The 15,771-nt window shown below is 71.6% G+C and carries 16 protein-coding genes; 13 read left to right on the top strand and 3 right to left on the bottom strand.

The genetic code is table 11. From position 1 onward, the window contains the following. From ACFV2X_RS17375 to der, 9 genes are all read left to right on the top strand, one after another. Positions 1 to 289, top strand: a 289-nt coding sequence (locus ACFV2X_RS17375; RefSeq protein WP_385617020.1) for a hypothetical protein, incomplete at its 5' end; no start/stop codon positions are given. A 236-nt stretch (positions 290 to 525) separates the two neighbouring features. Further along, a complete protein-coding gene (locus ACFV2X_RS17370; RefSeq protein ID WP_385617018.1) occupies positions 526 to 1,677 on the top strand; it encodes a segregation and condensation protein A in 1,152 nt (383 codons plus the stop codon). Then, entirely contained in the window at positions 1,674 to 2,390 is a 717-nt protein-coding gene (gene scpB / locus ACFV2X_RS17365; RefSeq protein ID WP_385617016.1) for an SMC-Scp complex subunit ScpB, read from the top strand. The genes ACFV2X_RS17370 and scpB overlap by 4 nt, the downstream gene beginning before the upstream one ends. Beyond that, positions 2,390 to 3,514: a pseudouridine synthase gene (locus tag ACFV2X_RS17360; RefSeq protein ID WP_385617015.1), complete on the top strand. Its 1,125-nt coding sequence runs from the start codon at positions 2,390 to 2,392 to the stop codon at positions 3,512 to 3,514. The genes scpB and ACFV2X_RS17360 overlap by 1 nt, the downstream gene beginning before the upstream one ends. A gap of 166 nt (positions 3,515 to 3,680) precedes the next feature. Beyond that, a complete protein-coding gene (gene aroH / locus ACFV2X_RS17355) occupies positions 3,681 to 4,043 on the top strand; it encodes a chorismate mutase (protein WP_385617013.1) in 363 nt (120 codons plus the stop codon). Then, positions 4,040 to 5,137, top strand: a complete 1,098-nt coding sequence (locus ACFV2X_RS17350; RefSeq protein ID WP_385617012.1) for a prephenate dehydrogenase — start codon at positions 4,040 to 4,042, stop codon at positions 5,135 to 5,137. The genes aroH and ACFV2X_RS17350 overlap by 4 nt, the downstream gene beginning before the upstream one ends. 168 nt (positions 5,138 to 5,305) lie before the next feature. Next, positions 5,306 to 6,019, top strand: a complete 714-nt coding sequence (gene cmk / locus ACFV2X_RS17345) for a (d)CMP kinase (protein ID WP_385617010.1) — start codon at positions 5,306 to 5,308, stop codon at positions 6,017 to 6,019. After that, positions 5,980 to 6,717 carry a lysophospholipid acyltransferase family protein gene (locus tag ACFV2X_RS17340; protein WP_385617008.1) on the top strand — a complete coding sequence of 246 codons (738 nt, stop codon included), beginning with the start codon at positions 5,980 to 5,982 and terminating at the stop codon, positions 6,715 to 6,717. The genes cmk and ACFV2X_RS17340 overlap by 40 nt, the downstream gene beginning before the upstream one ends. 89 nt (positions 6,718 to 6,806) lie before the next feature. Beyond that, a complete protein-coding gene (gene der, locus ACFV2X_RS17335; protein WP_385617006.1) occupies positions 6,807 to 8,273 on the top strand; it encodes a ribosome biogenesis GTPase Der in 1,467 nt (488 codons plus the stop codon). Between the two features lie 59 nt (positions 8,274 to 8,332). On the opposite strand, the gene ACFV2X_RS17330 is transcribed toward der, so the two are convergent. Both ACFV2X_RS17330 and ACFV2X_RS17325 read right to left on the bottom strand, forming a co-directional pair. Further along, entirely contained in the window at positions 8,333 to 8,764 is a 432-nt protein-coding gene (locus tag ACFV2X_RS17330) for a hypothetical protein (protein ID WP_385617004.1), read from the bottom strand. A gap of 227 nt (positions 8,765 to 8,991) precedes the next feature. Then, positions 8,992 to 9,783, bottom strand: coding sequence for a hypothetical protein (locus ACFV2X_RS17325; protein ID WP_385617002.1), 792 nt, complete (start codon positions 9,781 to 9,783; stop codon positions 8,992 to 8,994). 273 nt (positions 9,784 to 10,056) lie between these two features. Between ACFV2X_RS17325 and ACFV2X_RS17320 the strand changes: the two genes are divergently transcribed. The 4 genes from ACFV2X_RS17320 (at position 10,057) to ACFV2X_RS17305 (ending at position 13,538) form a co-directional block, all read left to right on the top strand. Continuing rightward, positions 10,057 to 11,307 (top strand): glycosyltransferase family 4 protein, encoded by a 1,251-nt coding sequence (locus ACFV2X_RS17320; RefSeq protein ID WP_385617000.1) that lies wholly within the window; start codon positions 10,057 to 10,059, stop codon positions 11,305 to 11,307. Further along, positions 11,304 to 12,200, top strand: coding sequence for a hypothetical protein (locus tag ACFV2X_RS17315; protein ID WP_385616998.1), 897 nt, complete (start codon positions 11,304 to 11,306; stop codon positions 12,198 to 12,200). Before ACFV2X_RS17320 ends, ACFV2X_RS17315 begins: the two co-directional genes overlap by 4 nt. A 124-nt stretch (positions 12,201 to 12,324) precedes the next feature. Further along, complete coding sequence (locus tag ACFV2X_RS17310) at positions 12,325 to 12,498, top strand: hydrophobic protein (protein ID WP_385616996.1); 174 nt, start codon at positions 12,325 to 12,327, stop codon at positions 12,496 to 12,498. 80 nt (positions 12,499 to 12,578) lie between these two features. After that, positions 12,579 to 13,538, top strand: a complete 960-nt coding sequence (locus tag ACFV2X_RS17305; RefSeq protein ID WP_385616995.1) for a helix-turn-helix transcriptional regulator — start codon at positions 12,579 to 12,581, stop codon at positions 13,536 to 13,538. Here the strand turns inward: ACFV2X_RS17305 and ctaD are convergent. After that, on the bottom strand, positions 13,507 to 15,240 hold the full coding sequence (gene ctaD / locus ACFV2X_RS17300; protein ID WP_385616993.1) for a cytochrome c oxidase subunit I: 1,734 nt from the start codon (positions 15,238 to 15,240) through the stop codon (positions 13,507 to 13,509). The genes ACFV2X_RS17305 and ctaD overlap by 32 nt on opposite strands. Between the last annotated feature and the right edge of the window lie 531 nt (positions 15,241 to 15,771).

The following is a 15,771-nucleotide window of genomic DNA, read 5'->3' as shown; positions in this document are numbered from 1 at the left end:
GCCGCAGGACGGCCCGTCCGCGCCCGCCCAGGCAGGCCCGGCCCGCCGCCGCGGCCGCGCGGCCAACCGGCGCCCCAGCGGGCGCGAGCGCCACGACGAGAAGATCACGGTCTATGTCTCCGCCGAGGAGCTGATGGACCTCGAGCACGCCCGCCTGGTGCTCCGCGGTGAGCACGGCCTCGCCGTCGACCGCGGCCGGATCGTCCGCGAGGCGGTCGCGGTCGTCCTCGCCGACCTCGAGTCGCGCGGCGACGCGAGCATCCTGGTGCGCCGCTTGCGCGGTCGCTGACGGGGTCGGGCGATAGCCTGCTCGCTTGTTGTAGGGCCTAAGCGACCCCGAGGAAGTAGAGGCAGGTCCCTGGGCCGCCTGGCACGGCACCTCGCCGCGTTGTCGGAGTCGCCCAAGTACGCCCAGTACGAGGGCGATCCTCCGCCTTGCGATGCACCGCACCAGACGACCCAGGAACCCACCCCTACTTCCCCGGGGCCGCTTAGCTGCCCCGACCCCCGGCCCCCTGGACCGTGATGCCCACGAACCCCACCCCCGCCCAGCCCCCTCGCTCACCCCGCCGCAGCCTCGGCCGGGGCCCCGGCACGGGGCCGCGCGCGACGGGCACCGCACCCGGTAACCAGGCCCCGGCCCCTGAGGCCCCACCCGCCGAGCCGCCGCAGCCCGCTGAGCCGCCGCAGCCTCCCGAGCCCGTCGCGGAGCCCACGGACGCCGAGCCCGTCGCGGAGCCCACGCCGGAGGCCGCGCCCGACGACGCGGTGCCGGACGCCGAACCCCCGGCTCACCCGAAGCACGAGCGGCCCCCTGCCGCGGACGCGGGGGAGGGCCCCGGCGACGGGGACGCACGTGGGGATGGGCAGGGGAAGTTCACCGTCCGGCTGGCGAACTTCGAGGGGCCCTTTGATCTGCTGCTCCAGCTGATCTCCAAGCACAAACTCGACGTCACCGAGGTCGCCCTCTCCAAGGTCACCGACGAGTTCATGGCGTATATCCGGGCCATGGGGCCGGACTGGGACCTCGACCAGACCACCGAGTTCCTGGTCGTCGCCGCGACCCTGCTCGATCTCAAGGCGGCCCGGCTGCTGCCCGCGGCCGAGGTCGAGGACGAGGCCGATCTGGCCCTGCTGGAGGCGCGGGACCTGCTCTTCGCGCGTCTTCTGCAGTACCGCGCGTTCAAACAGATCGCGGACATCCTCAACGACCGGCTGATCGCGGAGTCCAGCCGCTACCCCCGCACCGTGGGCCTGGAGCCGCACCACGCGGACCTCCTTCCCGAAGTCGTCATCAGCATCGGCGCGGAGGGCTTCGCGAAGCTGGCCGTGAAGGCGATGCAGCCCAAGCCCAAGCCGCAGGTGTACGTGGAGCACATCCACGCCCCGCTGGTCAGCGTCCGGGAGCAGGCCGAGGTCGTGGTGGCGCGGCTGCGGGAGCTGGGCGAGGCGAGCTTTCAGACGCTGACCGAGGACGCGCCCGATGTGCTGACCGTCGTCGCGCGGTTCCTGGCGCTGCTGGAGCTCTACCGGGAGCGCGCGGTGCACCTGGACCAGGAAGAGGCGCTCGGCTCGCTCATGGTGCGCTGGACGGGCGCGGAGGGGCGGCAGCCGCTGGTGACCGACGAGTTCGACCAGGAACCGCGGTCGCGGCCCGAAAAGGAGGCAGAGACGTGAGCGAGCAGCAGCCATCCCGCACCGCCGAGGCCCCGGACGGGGCCTCGGACCTCGCCGAGCTCGACCTCAAGCCGGCCCTTGAGGCCGTGCTCATGGTCGTCGACGAACCTGCCACCGAGGAACACCTGGCCAAGATCCTGGACCGGCCGCGCCGGGCGGTCCGGGGCGCGCTGCGCGAGCTGGCCGACGAGTACACCGCGCAGGGCCGCGGCTTCGAGCTGCGGCTGGTCGCGGGCGGCTGGCGCTTCTACACCAGCCCCGCCTACTCCGCGGCCGTCGAGCGCTTCGTCCTGGACGGTCAGCAGGCCCGGCTCACCCAGGCCGCTTTGGAAACCCTCGCCGTGGTCGCGTACCGTCAGCCGGTCAGCCGTTCCCGCGTTTCGGCCGTACGCGGCGTGAACTGCGATGGCGTGATGCGGACCCTCCTGCAGCGCGGTCTGGTGGAGGAGGCGGGAACAGAACCTGAAACAGGTGCGATCCTGTACAGGACGACGAACTACTTCCTGGAGCGGATGGGCCTGCGCGGCCTGGACGAGCTTCCCGAGCTCGCCCCGTTCCTCCCGGAGGCGGATGCGGTCGAGGGCGAGTCCCAGGAGGGGCTGCCGTCCTTCGACCCGGACGCACCGGACCCGCAGGACGACGACGACCGAGCCCACGACAACCAGGGCCACAACCAGGGCCACGACAGCGGCCACTCTCAGACGGAATCTTGATGCGAAGCAGCGGCAGGAACAGCAGGGGCACCGGCGGTAGGCAGAACTACCGGGGCGCGGGCAACGGGCGCGACGACAATCAGCAGCGCGCGGGCCGGCCCCGTCCTGAGGAGCGCCGCTACGACGTGGGCGGTGGCCAGCCCGGCGGCGCGAAGAGCGGAGGCCCGAAGGGCGGCGGCCGGGGCGGCGGCCCGAAGTCCGGTGCCGGGGCCGGTGGCGCCCAGGGCGGCGGCCCCAAGGGCGGTGGCCCCAAGGGCGGTGGCCCCAAGGGTGGTGGCCGCGGCCGTAAGCCCGCCGCCCCTGCTCGCCCGCGCGAGTACGAGGCCCAGATAGAGGAGCGCAACCGAGCCCGGCACGACAAGCCGCGGGTCAAGCTGCCCAAGACGTTCCCCGGAGCCGAGCAGGAGGGCGAGCGGCTGCAGAAGGTCCTCGCCCGCGCCGGCATGGGTTCGCGCCGCGCCTGTGAAGAGCTCATCGACCAGGCCCGGGTGGAGGTCAACGGCAAGATCGTCACGGAGCAGGGGCTCCGCGTCGACCCGGAGAAGGACGAGATCAAGGTCGACGGGCTGACCGTCGCCACCCAGTCGTACCTCTTCTTCGCGCTGAACAAGCCCGCGGGCGTCGTCTCCACCATGGAGGACCCGGACGGCCGCCAGTGCCTGGGCGACTATGTCACCAACCGCGAGACCCGGCTCTTCCACGTCGGCCGCCTCGACACCGAGACCGAGGGCATCATCCTGCTCACCAACCACGGCGAGCTGTCCCACCGCCTCACCCACCCCCGCTACGGCGTCAAGAAGACCTACCTCGCCGCGATCCAGGGCCCCCTCCCGCGCGACCTCGGCAAGCGGCTGAAGGACGGCATCCAGCTCGAGGACGGCTACGCCCGCGCCGACCACTTCAGGGTCGTGCAGAACACCGGCAAGAACTATCTGGTCGAGGTGAGCCTGCACGAGGGGCGCAAGCACATCGTGCGGCGCATGCTCGCCGAGGCCGGCTTCCCGGTCGACAAGCTGGTGCGTACGGCCTTCGGCCCGATCGCGCTGGGCGACCAGAAGTCCGGCTGGCTGCGGCGGCTGACCAACACCGAGGTCGGCATGCTGATGCGCGAGGTCGACCTCTAACCACCCCATCCCGTTCGGTTCGCCCGCCGCGTCCGTCCCGCCCCATCCCGTCCCGCACCCGTGACGGTGGGTGTCCGCAGGATGGGCGCGGCGTCGTCGCGCCCGGTCCGCCTCGCTAGGCTGACCGGGGGACGCCGGTCAGCCGGGTACGGAAGGGAGCCCAGACGTGGCGGTACGAGCGGTCCGCGGGGCCGTCCAGCTGGAGCGGGACGAGCCGGGGCATATGCACGAGCAGGTCTCCGCGCTGCTCACCGCCATCCTGGAGCGCAACGGCCTGACGCCGGACGACCTGATCAGCGTGTGGTTCACGGCCACCCCCGATCTGCACAGCGACTTCCCGGCCGTCGCCGTCCGCAAGCTCGGGATCACCGACGTGCCGCTGATCTGCGCGCAGGAGCTCGATATCGCCGGGGCCATGCCGCGCGTGGTCCGCATCCTCGCGCATATCGAGACCGACCTGGCCAAGTCCGATCTCGCCCATGTCTACCTCGGCGCCGCCGCCGCCCTCCGTAAGGACATCGCCCAGTGAGAACCGCCCTCGTCATCGGCACCGGCCTGATCGGCACCTCCGTGGCGCTCGCCCTGGCGGGCCGCGGGGTCCGGGTGTATCTCAGCGACCACGACCCGGACCGGGCCCGTACCGCGGCGGCCCTCGGCGGCGGCACGGTGGACGAGCCGGAGGGCCCGGTCGACCTGGCGGTCGTCGCCGTACCGCCCGCGCATGTGGCCCGGACCATCGCCGACGCGATGCGCCGCGGCATCGCGCGTGGCTTCCTGGACGTCGCCAGCGTCAAGGGCGGGCCGCGCCGCGAGCTGGAAGCGCTCGGCTGCCCGCTGACCCGGTACCTCGGCACCCACCCCATGGCGGGCGCCGAGCGCTCCGGGCCGCTGGCCGGGACGGCCGACCTCTTCGAGGGCCGCCCGTGGGTGCTCACGCCGACCAGTGCCGCCGGCACCGCCACCGACACCGAAGTGCTCAATCTCGCGCTCGAACTGGTCGCGCTGTGCCGGGCCGTGCCCGTGGTGATGGACGCGGACGCGCACGACCGGGCCGTCGCGCTGGTCTCGCACACCCCCCAGCTGCTCTCCAGCATGGTCGCGGCGCGGCTGGAGGACGCGGACGAGACGGCGGTACGGCTGTGCGGGCAGGGCATCCGCGATGTGACCCGGATCGCCGCCTCCGACCCCGCCCTGTGGGTCGACATCCTCTCCGCCAACCCGGGCCCGGTGGCCGACATACTCGCCGCGGTCGCCACCGACCTCGACGAGACCGTCCGGGCGCTGCGCGCACTGCAGTCGGCCGACGACGCCAAGCGCCTCGACGGCACACAGGGCATCGAGGACGTACTGCGGCGCGGCAACGCGGGGCGCGAGCGGGTGCCGGGCAAGCACGGCGCGGCCCCGGCCGCGTACGAGACGGTGTCGGTGCTCATCGGCGACCAGCCTGGCGAGCTGGCCCGTATCTTCGCCGACGCGGGCCGCGCCGGGGTCAACATCGAAGACGTACGGATCGAGCACGCGACCGGCCAGCAGGCCGGCCTGATCCAGCTCTTCGTCGAACCCCTCGCCGCGCCCGGCCTCACGGCCGCCTTGAGGGAACGGGGCTGGTCGATCCGGCAGTGACCACCGATCGGCGGGCGGAGTCCGGCGCAGCCGTCCCGAAGCCGGGGAGGCGCCCTGGCGCCGAGCGGTGCGAGGGCGGCGATATGGCGGCACGAGCTTGGTCGATCCGGCAGTAACCTTGTGCGAGGCCCTTGAGTGGGGCTGCGAAACCGCCCGTGCGCAAGAAAGGTGTCTGTCACCGTGGAAACCGCCGCCCGGACCGCCCCGGCAGCAGTGATTGTCGCGATCGACGGCCCCGCAGGCACGGGCAAGTCCAGCACCTCCAAGGCGGTCGCGGCCAAGCTCGGCCTCGGCTACCTCGACACCGGCGCCCAGTACCGGGCGATCACGTGGTGGATGGTGAACAACGGCATCGACGTCGACGACGCCATCGCCGTGGCCGACGCCGCCGCCAAGCCCGTCATCGTCTCCGGCACCGACCCGTCGGGCCCCACCATCACCGTGGACGGCGTGGACGTCGCCGGCCCGATCCGTACCCAGGAGGTCACCTCCAGGGTCAGCGCGGTCAGCGCGGTCCCCGAGGTGCGGACGCAGATCACCGAGCTGCAGCGGTCCATCGCCGCCGAGGCGCCGCGCGGCATCGTCGTGGAGGGCCGGGACATCGGCACCACCGTGCTGCCCGACGCCGACGTCAAGATCTTCCTGACCGCCTCCGCCGAGGCGCGGGCCGCCCGCCGCAGCGGGGAGCTCAAGGGCAAGGAGGCCGTGGACCTGGCCGCCACCCAGGCCGCGCTGGCCAAGCGGGACGCCGCCGACTCGGGCCGTAAGACCTCGCCGCTCGCCAAGGCGGACGACGCGATCGAGGTCGACACCACCAGCCTCACCCTTGAGCAGGTCATCGAGTGCGTGGTGACCCTCGTCGAGGAGAAGCGTTCCGCGTGACCCGAACCCCCAACACGACCGGCAAGGCCGGCAAGGACGCCGCCGCGCTGCCCAGCGCGAGCGGCGCCGCGGTCGGCCGCCGGATCGGCATCGGTCTGATGTACGGGCTGTGGAAGCCGCGCGTGCTGGGCGCCTGGCGGATTCCGGCCGGCGGTCCGGTCATCCTCGCGGGAAACCACTCCCACAACCTCGACGGCCCGATGCTGATCGGCACCTCGCCGCGGCCGGTGCACTTCCTGGTCAAGAAGGAGGCGTTCGTCGGCCCGCTGGACCCGTTCCTGCGCGGAATCGGTCAGCTGAAGGTGGACCGGGTGAACGCCGACCGGACGGCGATCACGGACGCTCTGGGCGTGCTGGAGCGCGGCGGCGTGCTGGGGATCTTCCCGGAGGGCACCCGCGGCGACGGCGACTTCGCCTCGCTGCGCGCCGGGCTCGCCTACTTCGCCGTACGGTCGGGCGCCCCGATCGTGCCGGTGGCGGTGCTGGGCACGACGGCGCGGCGCGGCCGGGTGGTGCCGGGGCTGCCGCCGCTGCGCAGCCGGATCGACGTGGTCTTCGGTGACCCCTTCGAGGCGGGGGACGGCAGCGGCCGGCGGACCCGCTCGGCCCTGGACGAGGCGACCGTGCGCGTCCAGAAGCGGCTGGGAGCGCATCTGGCGGACGCCAGACGGCTCACCGGCCGCGCCGGCCATCCATAGATGGCCCGCCCTTTGACGTGACACACCAGCGGGCCGTACGGGCCCGCGGCAGCTGCGGACAGCAGCGAAGGACGACGAGGAATGACTTCATGAACGACCAGATCCACACCGGCGGCGACCAGCAGCACGGTGAGCTTGGCGACGCCGAGTACGCGGAGTTCATGGAGCTCGCCGCGCAGGAAGGCTTCGACCCGGAGGAGGTCGAGGGCGACCTGGCCGCGGCGGGGCATGGCCCGCTGCCCGTCCTCGCCGTCGTCGGCCGCCCCAATGTCGGCAAGTCGACTCTGGTGAACCGCATCATCGGCCGCCGCGAGGCGGTCGTGGAGGACCGCCCGGGCGTCACCCGCGACCGGGTGACCTACGAGGCCGAATGGTCCGGCCGTCGTTTCAAGGTGGTCGACACCGGCGGCTGGGAGCAGGACGTGCTCGGCATCGACGCGTCCGTGGCCGCCCAGGCCGAGTTCGCCATCGAGGCCGCCGACGCGGTGGTCTTCGTGGTGGACGCCACGGTCGGCGCCACCGACACCGACGAGGCCGTGGTCAAGCTGTTGCGCCGGGCCGGGAAGCCCGTCGTGCTGTGCGCCAACAAGGTCGACGGCCCCAGCGCCGAGGCGGACGCGGCGATGCTGTGGTCGCTCGGCCTCGGCGAGCCGTACCCGGTCTCCGCGCTGCACGGCCGCGGCACCGGCGACATGCTGGACGCCGTGCTGGAGGCGCTGCCCGAGGCGCCGGCCCAGACCTTCGGCGCCACCATCGGCGGTCCGCGCCGTATCGCGCTCATCGGCCGCCCGAACGTCGGTAAGTCGTCCCTGCTCAACAAGGTGGCGGGCGAGGAGCGGGTGGTCGTCAACGAGATGGCGGGCACCACCCGCGACCCGGTCGACGAGCTGATCGAACTCGGCGGGGTGACCTGGAAGTTCGTGGACACGGCCGGTATCCGCCGCCGGGTGCACCTCCAGGAGGGCGCGGACTACTACGCCTCGCTGCGCACCGCCGCCGCCGTGGAGAAGGCCGAACTGGCGGTCGTCCTGATCGATTCCAGCGAGTCGATCAGCGTCCAGGACCAGCGGATCATCTCGATGGCGGTTGAGGCCGGGCGCGCGATCGTCGTGGCGTACAACAAGTGGGACACGCTCGACGAGGAGCGCCGCTACTACCTCGAGCGCGAGATCGAGACCGAGCTGGGCCAGATCCAGTGGGCGCCGCGGGTCAATGTCTCGGCGCGTACCGGCCGCCATATGGAGAAGCTGGTTCCGGCGATCGAGACCGCGCTGGCCGGATGGGAGACCCGGGTGCCGACCGGGCGGCTGAACGCCTTCCTCGGTGAGATCGTCGCCTCCCACCCGCACCCGGTCCGCGGCGGCAAGCAGCCCCGCATCCTCTTCGGGACGCAGGCCGGGACCAAGCCGCCGCGATTCGTGCTGTTCGCCTCGGGCTTCCTGGAGGCGGGCTACCGCCGGTTCGTCGAGCGGCGGCTGCGCGAGGAGTTCGGCTTCGAGGGCACTCCGCTGCAGATCTCGGTGCGGGTGCGCGAGAAGCGCGGCCGCAAGAAGTAGCTTCCGGGAGCCGGAACGGTCCGGAAGCGTCCGGAAGCGGTCACGGGCGGGGCGCGGGGTCAGTACCCGTGGCCCCGCCCGTCGCGCTGTCCGGGCGGCAGCGCGGGCAGATAGGTGCGGTGGTGGCGCCCGATGGGCTCCCAGACCCCGGTGTGACCCCCCGCGTGGCCGCCCGTGTGCCCGGTGTATCCCGTGTGCCCGGTGTGTCCCGTATGGTCGTGGCCTCCCGTATGGCCGTGCCCGCTCGTGGGACCGTGGCCGCCCGTATGGCCCGGGTAGCCGCCCGTGTGGCCGTGGCCGCCGCTGGTCAGCCCGCGGGGCTGGCCGGGCTGCCCGATGGCGCTGAACGCCGTGAACTCCAGGTTCTCCTCGTCCGAGCGGTCGCCGGGCAGGGCCCGGAACAGCCTCCGGTACTCCGCGTACAGCGCGTCGTAGATCGGCGTGGCGGACGGCCACCGATGATCGCCCAGCATGTCCTGCGCCGGGCGCATGGCCGGAATATGGGCGTGCTGCAGGGCCCGGGCGGGCGGGGGATACGAGGCCCGTGGCAGGGGGTCGTACGGGGCCCGGGAGGGTGGGGGAGAAGAGGCCCGGGAGGGAGGGTCGTATGCGTGCACGTATGTGCCAACGACCCGGCCGCCCGTCGGATGCGGGATCGGCGGTGAATGGGCCGCGTGTACGAGATCGGCACGGCGGGGTGCGGGCGCGGTCATGGGGATCAGGTGCCCGCGAGCGGCATGGCGGCGCCGACCAGGGCGCCGCGTGCGGCGGCCCGGTCCAGGGCGGTGCGCAGCTGGTCCTCGCGCGGCTGGGTGCCGATCGTGCCGGCCGAGGCGGCGTAGAGCAGCACCTGCTGGGAGCGGCCGACGGCGGATCGCCAGCCGTCGCTGACCGGCATCGGGTGGTGGGCCTGCCACCAGGCCACGGGCGCGCCGCCGCCCGGGGCGGGCATCAGTACGGCGTGCAGCTGACCCGCGGCCAGCAGTACGGACCAGCCGGGGATGGGCGCCGGCGGCCGGCCGAGGTCGTACACCGGCAGAAAGCCCTGCTCGGTCAGGAGGGGGAGGAAGTCGTCGCCCGCGCCGCCGATACCGGGCCGGGCGATCGGCTCGGTCGGCTCGACGACGAGCGCGGGCCGGGCCTCGCCGCCCACCAGGACCACCCCGCTGGTGACACCGAGCACCGCCTGGGTGTCGGCGGCGGGCGGCGGTTCGGGGGCGGGCGGCGCGGCGTCCTCGGCGGTGATGGACCGTACGGCGCCGCGCAGCTGATCCTCGGAGACCGGGACGACCTGGGAGGGGACGCAGGTGGCATGCGCGAAGGCGAGCACCGCGGTCTCCTGGCCCACGAAGAGCACGGTGCTGGTGCGCTCCTGGTCGGTGTTCCCGGGTGTGCGGCAGGAGGTGCAGTCGTAGCTGCCCGGGGCGTTCTCGCCGGCCAGCAGCCGGTCGGCTTCTTCGTCGCCGATCTCGGCGCGTACGTCGTCGCTGACGTCGAGCATGCGCGGCACGGGTGGCTCCTCGGTATCGGTCCGTGGCACCGGGTGGTTTCCCGGCTCCATGTAGTCAACGGGCCATCCGCGGCTGGGTCACTGCACTTGAGGCTCTGATGAGCTAAGACCGGTAAAAGTTCCGCACGTTCGCTACCAATTTGACATATGTTCAAGAACAAGACGGTTATGGAGCCCAACCCAGCAACCGTTTCCCGGGTCTGACCCATTGATAGGCGGACGTGTGAGGCTGTCCGCGGGGAAACGGTGGGAAACGGTTGGATACCGGGACGGATGCATATCTCATTCCTGATTCACAACGCGTACGGGATCGGCGGGACGATCCGAACCACGTACAACCTCGCCCGAACGCTGGGCGAACAGCACGACGTGGAGATCGTGTCGGTGTTCCGCCACCGCGACGTGCCGGTCTTCGACCCCGGCCCGAACGTGCGGCTCAGCCATCTTGTGGACATCCGCAAGAAGAGCCCGGGCTACGAGGGTGACGACCCCGAGCACGCCCGCCCCGCGCGGGTCTTCCCGAGGAGCGAGGGCCGGTACAAGCAGTACAGCCGGCTCACCGACCGGCGGATAGCCGAGCACCTGAGGCGGCTGGACTGCGATGTCGTCGTCGGCACCCGCCCCGGTCTGAATGTGCACATAGCCCGTGAGGCCCGCCGCGGGCCCGTGCGCGTCGGTCAGGAGCATCTGACCCTGAGCACCCACTCCAAGGCGCTGAAGCGGACGCTGCGCGGTGTGTACCCGCGGCTGGACGCGGTCACCACCGTCACCCAGGCGGACGCCGAGACGTACCGGGGTCAGATGCGGCTGCCGGGCGTACGGCTGGAGGCGGTGCCCAACAGCGTGCCCGAATCGGGTCTGGAGCCCGCCGACGGCACCGGCAAGTGGGTCGTGGCGGCCGGCAGGCTCGCCCCGGTGAAACGCTACGACCTGCTGATACGGGCGTTCGAGAAGGTCAGCGCGGAACGCCCCGACTGGCGGCTGCGGATCTACGGCGGCGGCGACCAGCGGGCCAAGCTGCGGACCCTGATAGACCGGCTCGGCCTGTACAACCACATCTATCTGATGGGCCCGGCCAACCCGCTGGACCCGGAGTGGGCCAAGGGCTCGATCGCCGCCGTGACCTCCAGCATGGAGTCCTTCGGGATGACCATCGTCGAGGCGATGCGCTGCGGTCTCCCCGTGGTCTCCACCGACTGCCCGCACGGGCCCGCGGAGATCATCGATGACGGCGTGGACGGCCGTCTGGTCCCCACCGGAGACGTCGACGCCATCGCCACGGCCCTTCTGGGCCTCATCAACGACGACGGACTGCGGCAGCGGATGGGCCGGGAGGCGCTGAAGCGCTCCGCCCGCTTCGACCCGTCCCAGGTGGCCGGGCGCTACGAGTCGCTTTTCGCCGACCTCGTGGGGCGCAGCACCGTACGCGGCACCCTGCACCGCGCCCGCGGCACGCTCCTCAGCGGTGTGTTCGCGACGAAGGACGTGGGCTACTCGATGTTCGGAAGGGCGCGTACCGCATGAGCGACGCAAGCACCGCCGAGTTCGCTCCGCCGCGCGCCGACTGTGTGGCGGACTCGGCCGGCGGGCTCACCTTCCAGGTCGCGGATTGGGCCCGTCCCGGGTCGGCCGCCGCCTCCGACGCCGGCCCGGACGCCGCGCTGGTGCTGGTGCGCCGGGGTGCGGACCCCGGCCCCGAGGGCGAGGTGCGGCTGCCGCTGGTGCCCACCGAGGGCGGCAGGCTGCAGGCCGCGCTGCCGAGCACGGTGCCGCTGCTGGAGGGGCGCTGGGACGTCCATATGGTCCTGGGCGAGGCCGAAACGCAGCGGCTCGCGCCGGGCCTGAACGATCTGCGCTCGCTCGTCGACCGCAAGCCGGGCCCCAGCACCTCGCCGCTGGCCGTCCGTATCCCGTACCCGACCAAGCACGGCAATCTCTCGCTGCGCAGCTGGCGCCGCACCCCGCACGCCGAGGCGGGGGAGCTACGGGTCGAGGGCGGCGGGCTGGTGGTGCGCGGCCGGCTGTACCGGGTGGAGCACCCGGCCGAGTGGCTGGCCGGCGCGGTCGCCGAGGCTCGCTTCCGGCCCGAGCCCTCGCGGGTGTGGACGGGGCGACTCGAGATGAACGGTGCGAACGCCGGCCACGGCGCGGACGGCACGGAGTTCTCCTTCACGCTGCCGCTCGCGGAGTTGGCGGACGGCTGGAAGGGCGGTGAGGAGGCGTGGGACCTGTGGCTGCGCCCGGCCGACCCGGACGCGGCCCCGGCGCGGCTGGCGCGGATCCTGGACGACGTCCCGGACAAGAAGGAGATCTTCACCTACCCGGCACAGGCCATCGCCGCTCCGCACGGCGCCGCGAAGGCCGGTCCGTACTACACCGTCAACAACGATCTGGCGGTGCGCGTCGAGAGCGCCTAGCGAACGCGGGGTCCCTACGGGCAAACCAGTATTAATCTGGACATAAGGTGCGCATAAGAGGTGTGCGCCAGGGGTGTGCATCAGGGTGTACACCGGGGGAACTCGCACCGCGGAGGTGTGAACGATGATTCCTGTTCTTCTGGTCCTGCTTCTCGCGGTGGTCCTGTTCGGGATCGGGTTCGCCGTCAAGGCGCTGTGGTGGATCGCCCTCGCGGTCCTGGTGGTCTGGCTGCTCGGCTTCCTGTTCCACCGCACCGGGGCGGCCGGCGGACACCGGACGCACTGGTACCGCTGGTGAGAGGTGACGGCAGCGGCTGACGCCGCTATCCCAGCCGCCGAGGACAATGGCTGTCCTCGGCGGCTGGCACACTCGGCGCCATGTTGGAGACCTCCGCACGTCTGCTCCGCCTGCTCTCCCTGCTGCAGGCCCACCGCGAGTGGTCCGGCGGCGAGCTCGCCGACCGCCTCGGGGTGACCACGCGCACCGTACGCCGCGATATCGACCGGCTGCGCGAACTCGGCTATCCCGTGCACTCCAGCCCCGGGACGGCCGGCGGCTATCAGCTCGGCCCGGGCGCCCAGCTGCCACCGCTGCTGCTCGACGACGAGGAGGCGGTGGCCGTCGCGGTCGGGCTGCGCCAGGCGGCGGGCGGCGGGGTGGAGGGCATCGAGGAGACCTCGGTACGCGCCCTCGCCAAGCTGGAACAAGTGCTGCCGGACCGGCTGCGCCGCCGGGTGAGCGCGCTGAGCGCCTTCACCGTGCCCATGCTGGGCGGATCCCAGGGCCCCATGGTCGATCCGGCGGTGCTGACCGAGCTGGCGAACGCCTGCCGGGACTGCCGTCAGCTGCGCTTCGAGTACCGCGCCCACGGCGGCGCCGTCAGCCGCCGCACCGCCGAGCCGCACCGGCTGGTGGCCGCGCAGCGCCACTGGTACCTCGTCGCCTGGGATCTGGACCGGTCCGACTGGCGTACGTTCCGGGCCGACCGCATCACCCCGACGCCGCCGCACGGCCCGCGCTTCGCCCCGCGCCGGCCGCCCGCCGAGGACCTGGCCGCGTATGTCCGCGAGGGCGTGTCCACCACCGTGTACGCCGAGAAGGCCACCGTGCTGCTGCGGGTGTCCGCCGAGCGCGCGGCCGAGCGGGTCCCGCCGGCCGCCGGGGTGCTGGAGCCGGTCGACGAGCACAGCTGCCTGCTGCACACCGGCGCCGGGAGCCTGGACATCATGGTGATCCATATCGCCCTGACGGGGCTGGACTTCGAGGTGCGGGAGCCGCCCGAGCTGAACGCTCACATCCAGGAGCTCAGGGACCGGCTGACCCGGGCCCTGGACTGATCGGGCCGCGCCCCGGGCCGATCGGGCCCCGCGGCCTCGGCCCCCGCTCCGCCTCCGCGGCCGGGGCGAACCTCGGGTGGTGCAGATCGAAGGCGGGGGATTCGGAGCGGATACGCGGCAGCGCGAGGAAGTTGTGCCGGGGCGGCGGGCAGGAGGTCGCCCACTCCAGGGAGCGGCCGAACCCCCAGGGGTCGTCGACCGTCACCTTGGCGCCGTGCTTGCTGGTCTTCCAGACGTTGTAGAGGAACGGCAGCGTCGACATGCCCAGCAGGAAGGAGCCGAGGGAGGAGACGGTGTTGAGGGCGGTGAAGCCGTCGGCGGCCAGATAGTCGGCGTAGCGGCGCGGCATGCCCTCGGCACCCAGCCAGTGGTGCACCAGGAAGGTGGTGTGGAAGCCGACGAACAGCGTCCAGAAGTGGATCCGGGCGAGCCGTTCGTCGAGCAGTTTGCCGGTGAACTTCGGCCACCAGAAGTAGAACCCCGCGAACGTCGCGAAGGTCACCGTCCCGAAGACGACGTAGTGGAAGTGGCCCACCACGAAGTAGGAGTCGGTGACGTGGAAGTCCATCGGCGGCGACGCCAGGATCACCCCGGTCAGCCCCCCGAACAGAAAGCTGACGAGAAACCCGACCGCCCACAGCATCGGCGATTCGAAGGACAACGAGCCGCCCAGCATCGTGCCGATCCAGTTGAAGAACTTCACCCCGGTCGGCACCGCGATCAAGAAGGACAGCAGCGAGAAGAACGGCAGCAGCACCGCTGCGGTCGCGAACATATGGTGTGCCCACACCATCATCGACAGCGCGGTGATGGCGATCGTCGCGCCGATCAGCGTCACATAACCGAACACCGGCTTACGGGAGAAGACCGGAATGATCTCGGTGATGATGCCGAAGAACGGCAGCGCGATGATGTACACCTCGGGGTGGCCGAAGAACCAGAACAGATGCTGCCACAGCAGCGCGCCACCGAATCGGGCGTCGAACACCACCGCCCCGAACCGCCGGTCCGCCTCCAGGCAGAGCAGCGCCGCGGCCAGCACCGGGAACGCCATCAGGATCATGATCGAGGTGAAGAGGGTGTTCCAGGTGAAGATCGGCATCCGGAACATCGTCATGCCCGGGGCGCGCATCGTGACGATGGTCGTCAGGAAGTTCACCGCGCCGAGGATGGTGCCGAACCCCGCCAGCGCAAGCCCCATGATCCACATATCGGCGCCCACGCCGGGGGAGCGGACCGCGCTGTTGAGCGGGGCATACGCGGTCCAGCCGTAATCCGGACCGCCCCCGGGCAGCGCCAGACCGCACAGCACGATGATTCCGCCGAACAGAAAGAACCAGTACGAGAGCATGTTCAGACGCGGAAAGGCCACATCAGGCGCGCCGATCTGAAGCGGCATGATCTCGTTGGCGAACCCCGCGAAGGCCGGCGTCGCGAACAGCAGCAGCATGATCGTGCCATGCATGGTGAACGCCTGGTTGTACGCCTCGTTCGACATCAGCTGCAGCCCTGGCCTGGCCAACTCGGCGCGCATCACCATCGCCAGCGCCCCCGCCACCAGGAAGAAGCCGAACGCGGTGATCAGATACAGATGCCCGATCTTCTTGTGGTCCGTGGTGGTCAGCCAGTCCACCAGGATCTGGCCCACGCCCGGCACCCGCGCCGGTCCGGCAGCCGCCGCCTGTGCGGTCTCCGTCCCCATCGACGCTCCCTTGAGATAATTTCGGCGGGATTTGGGCTGTGGTCATGATGCGCACGACGGGCGCGCGGGCGCGAGGGTCCACCCCTCGCATCACTCGGTCGGAGGCACCCGGGTGCCGTAGCCGGGTACGGCATGCCGCAGGCGGGTAGGGCGCCCGGATACCGCCGATCGGCCGGGGGAAACCCGCGGTTCCCGACTCGGTCAGTTTGTGGCGGAATTGTGTATTCCGTGGGCGTGAGCGGTCGATTTCCGCCGGGCTTCGGGAATTTACTCGGGAGTTGCTGTGAGCCGGTCTCCGCCAATACCGGAGCGGCGTCAATGCGAGAGATTTGCCGGGGAAATCGGCGGAAACTCGCCGTCACCTTCGTGCCGTCAACACGGAACACGGACGAGTGACAGAGAAGGAAACAAACCCGGGCGTGTTTTCTGTGACACAAGTGTGACGAGTGAGGGACACGGTACGGGTGAGTATGTGTCAGCGGTCGGAGAGAGTCGGGTTCCACCGCCGGGTCACGGCGCATACGGTGGCGT

Source organism: Streptomyces sp. NPDC059679, from assembly GCF_042734105.1.
GTDB lineage: Bacteria > Actinomycetota > Actinomycetes > Streptomycetales > Streptomycetaceae > Streptomyces.
This window is presented reverse-complemented; position numbering and strand designations above follow the sequence as displayed.

Excerpts from the sequence above, each read along its gene's own strand:
- ACFV2X_RS17320 (WP_385617000.1), top strand. The coding sequence starts at position 10,057 with ATGCATATCTCATTCCTGATTCACAACGCGTACGGGATCGGCGGGACG.
- ctaD (WP_385616993.1), bottom strand. The coding sequence starts at position 15,240 with ATGGGGACGGAGACCGCACAGGCGGCGGCTGCCGGACCGGCGCGGGTG.
- ACFV2X_RS17360 (WP_385617015.1), top strand. The coding sequence starts at position 2,390 with ATGCGAAGCAGCGGCAGGAACAGCAGGGGCACCGGCGGTAGGCAGAAC.
- ACFV2X_RS17330 (WP_385617004.1), bottom strand. The coding sequence starts at position 8,764 with ATGCGCCCGGCGCAGGACATGCTGGGCGATCATCGGTGGCCGTCCGCC.
- ACFV2X_RS17310 (WP_385616996.1), top strand. The coding sequence starts at position 12,325 with ATGATTCCTGTTCTTCTGGTCCTGCTTCTCGCGGTGGTCCTGTTCGGG.
- ACFV2X_RS17370 (WP_385617018.1), top strand. The coding sequence starts at position 526 with ATGCCCACGAACCCCACCCCCGCCCAGCCCCCTCGCTCACCCCGCCGC.
- der (WP_385617006.1), top strand. The coding sequence starts at position 6,807 with ATGAACGACCAGATCCACACCGGCGGCGACCAGCAGCACGGTGAGCTT.
- ACFV2X_RS17305 (WP_385616995.1), top strand. The coding sequence starts at position 12,579 with ATGTTGGAGACCTCCGCACGTCTGCTCCGCCTGCTCTCCCTGCTGCAG.
- ACFV2X_RS17315 (WP_385616998.1), top strand. The coding sequence starts at position 11,304 with ATGAGCGACGCAAGCACCGCCGAGTTCGCTCCGCCGCGCGCCGACTGT.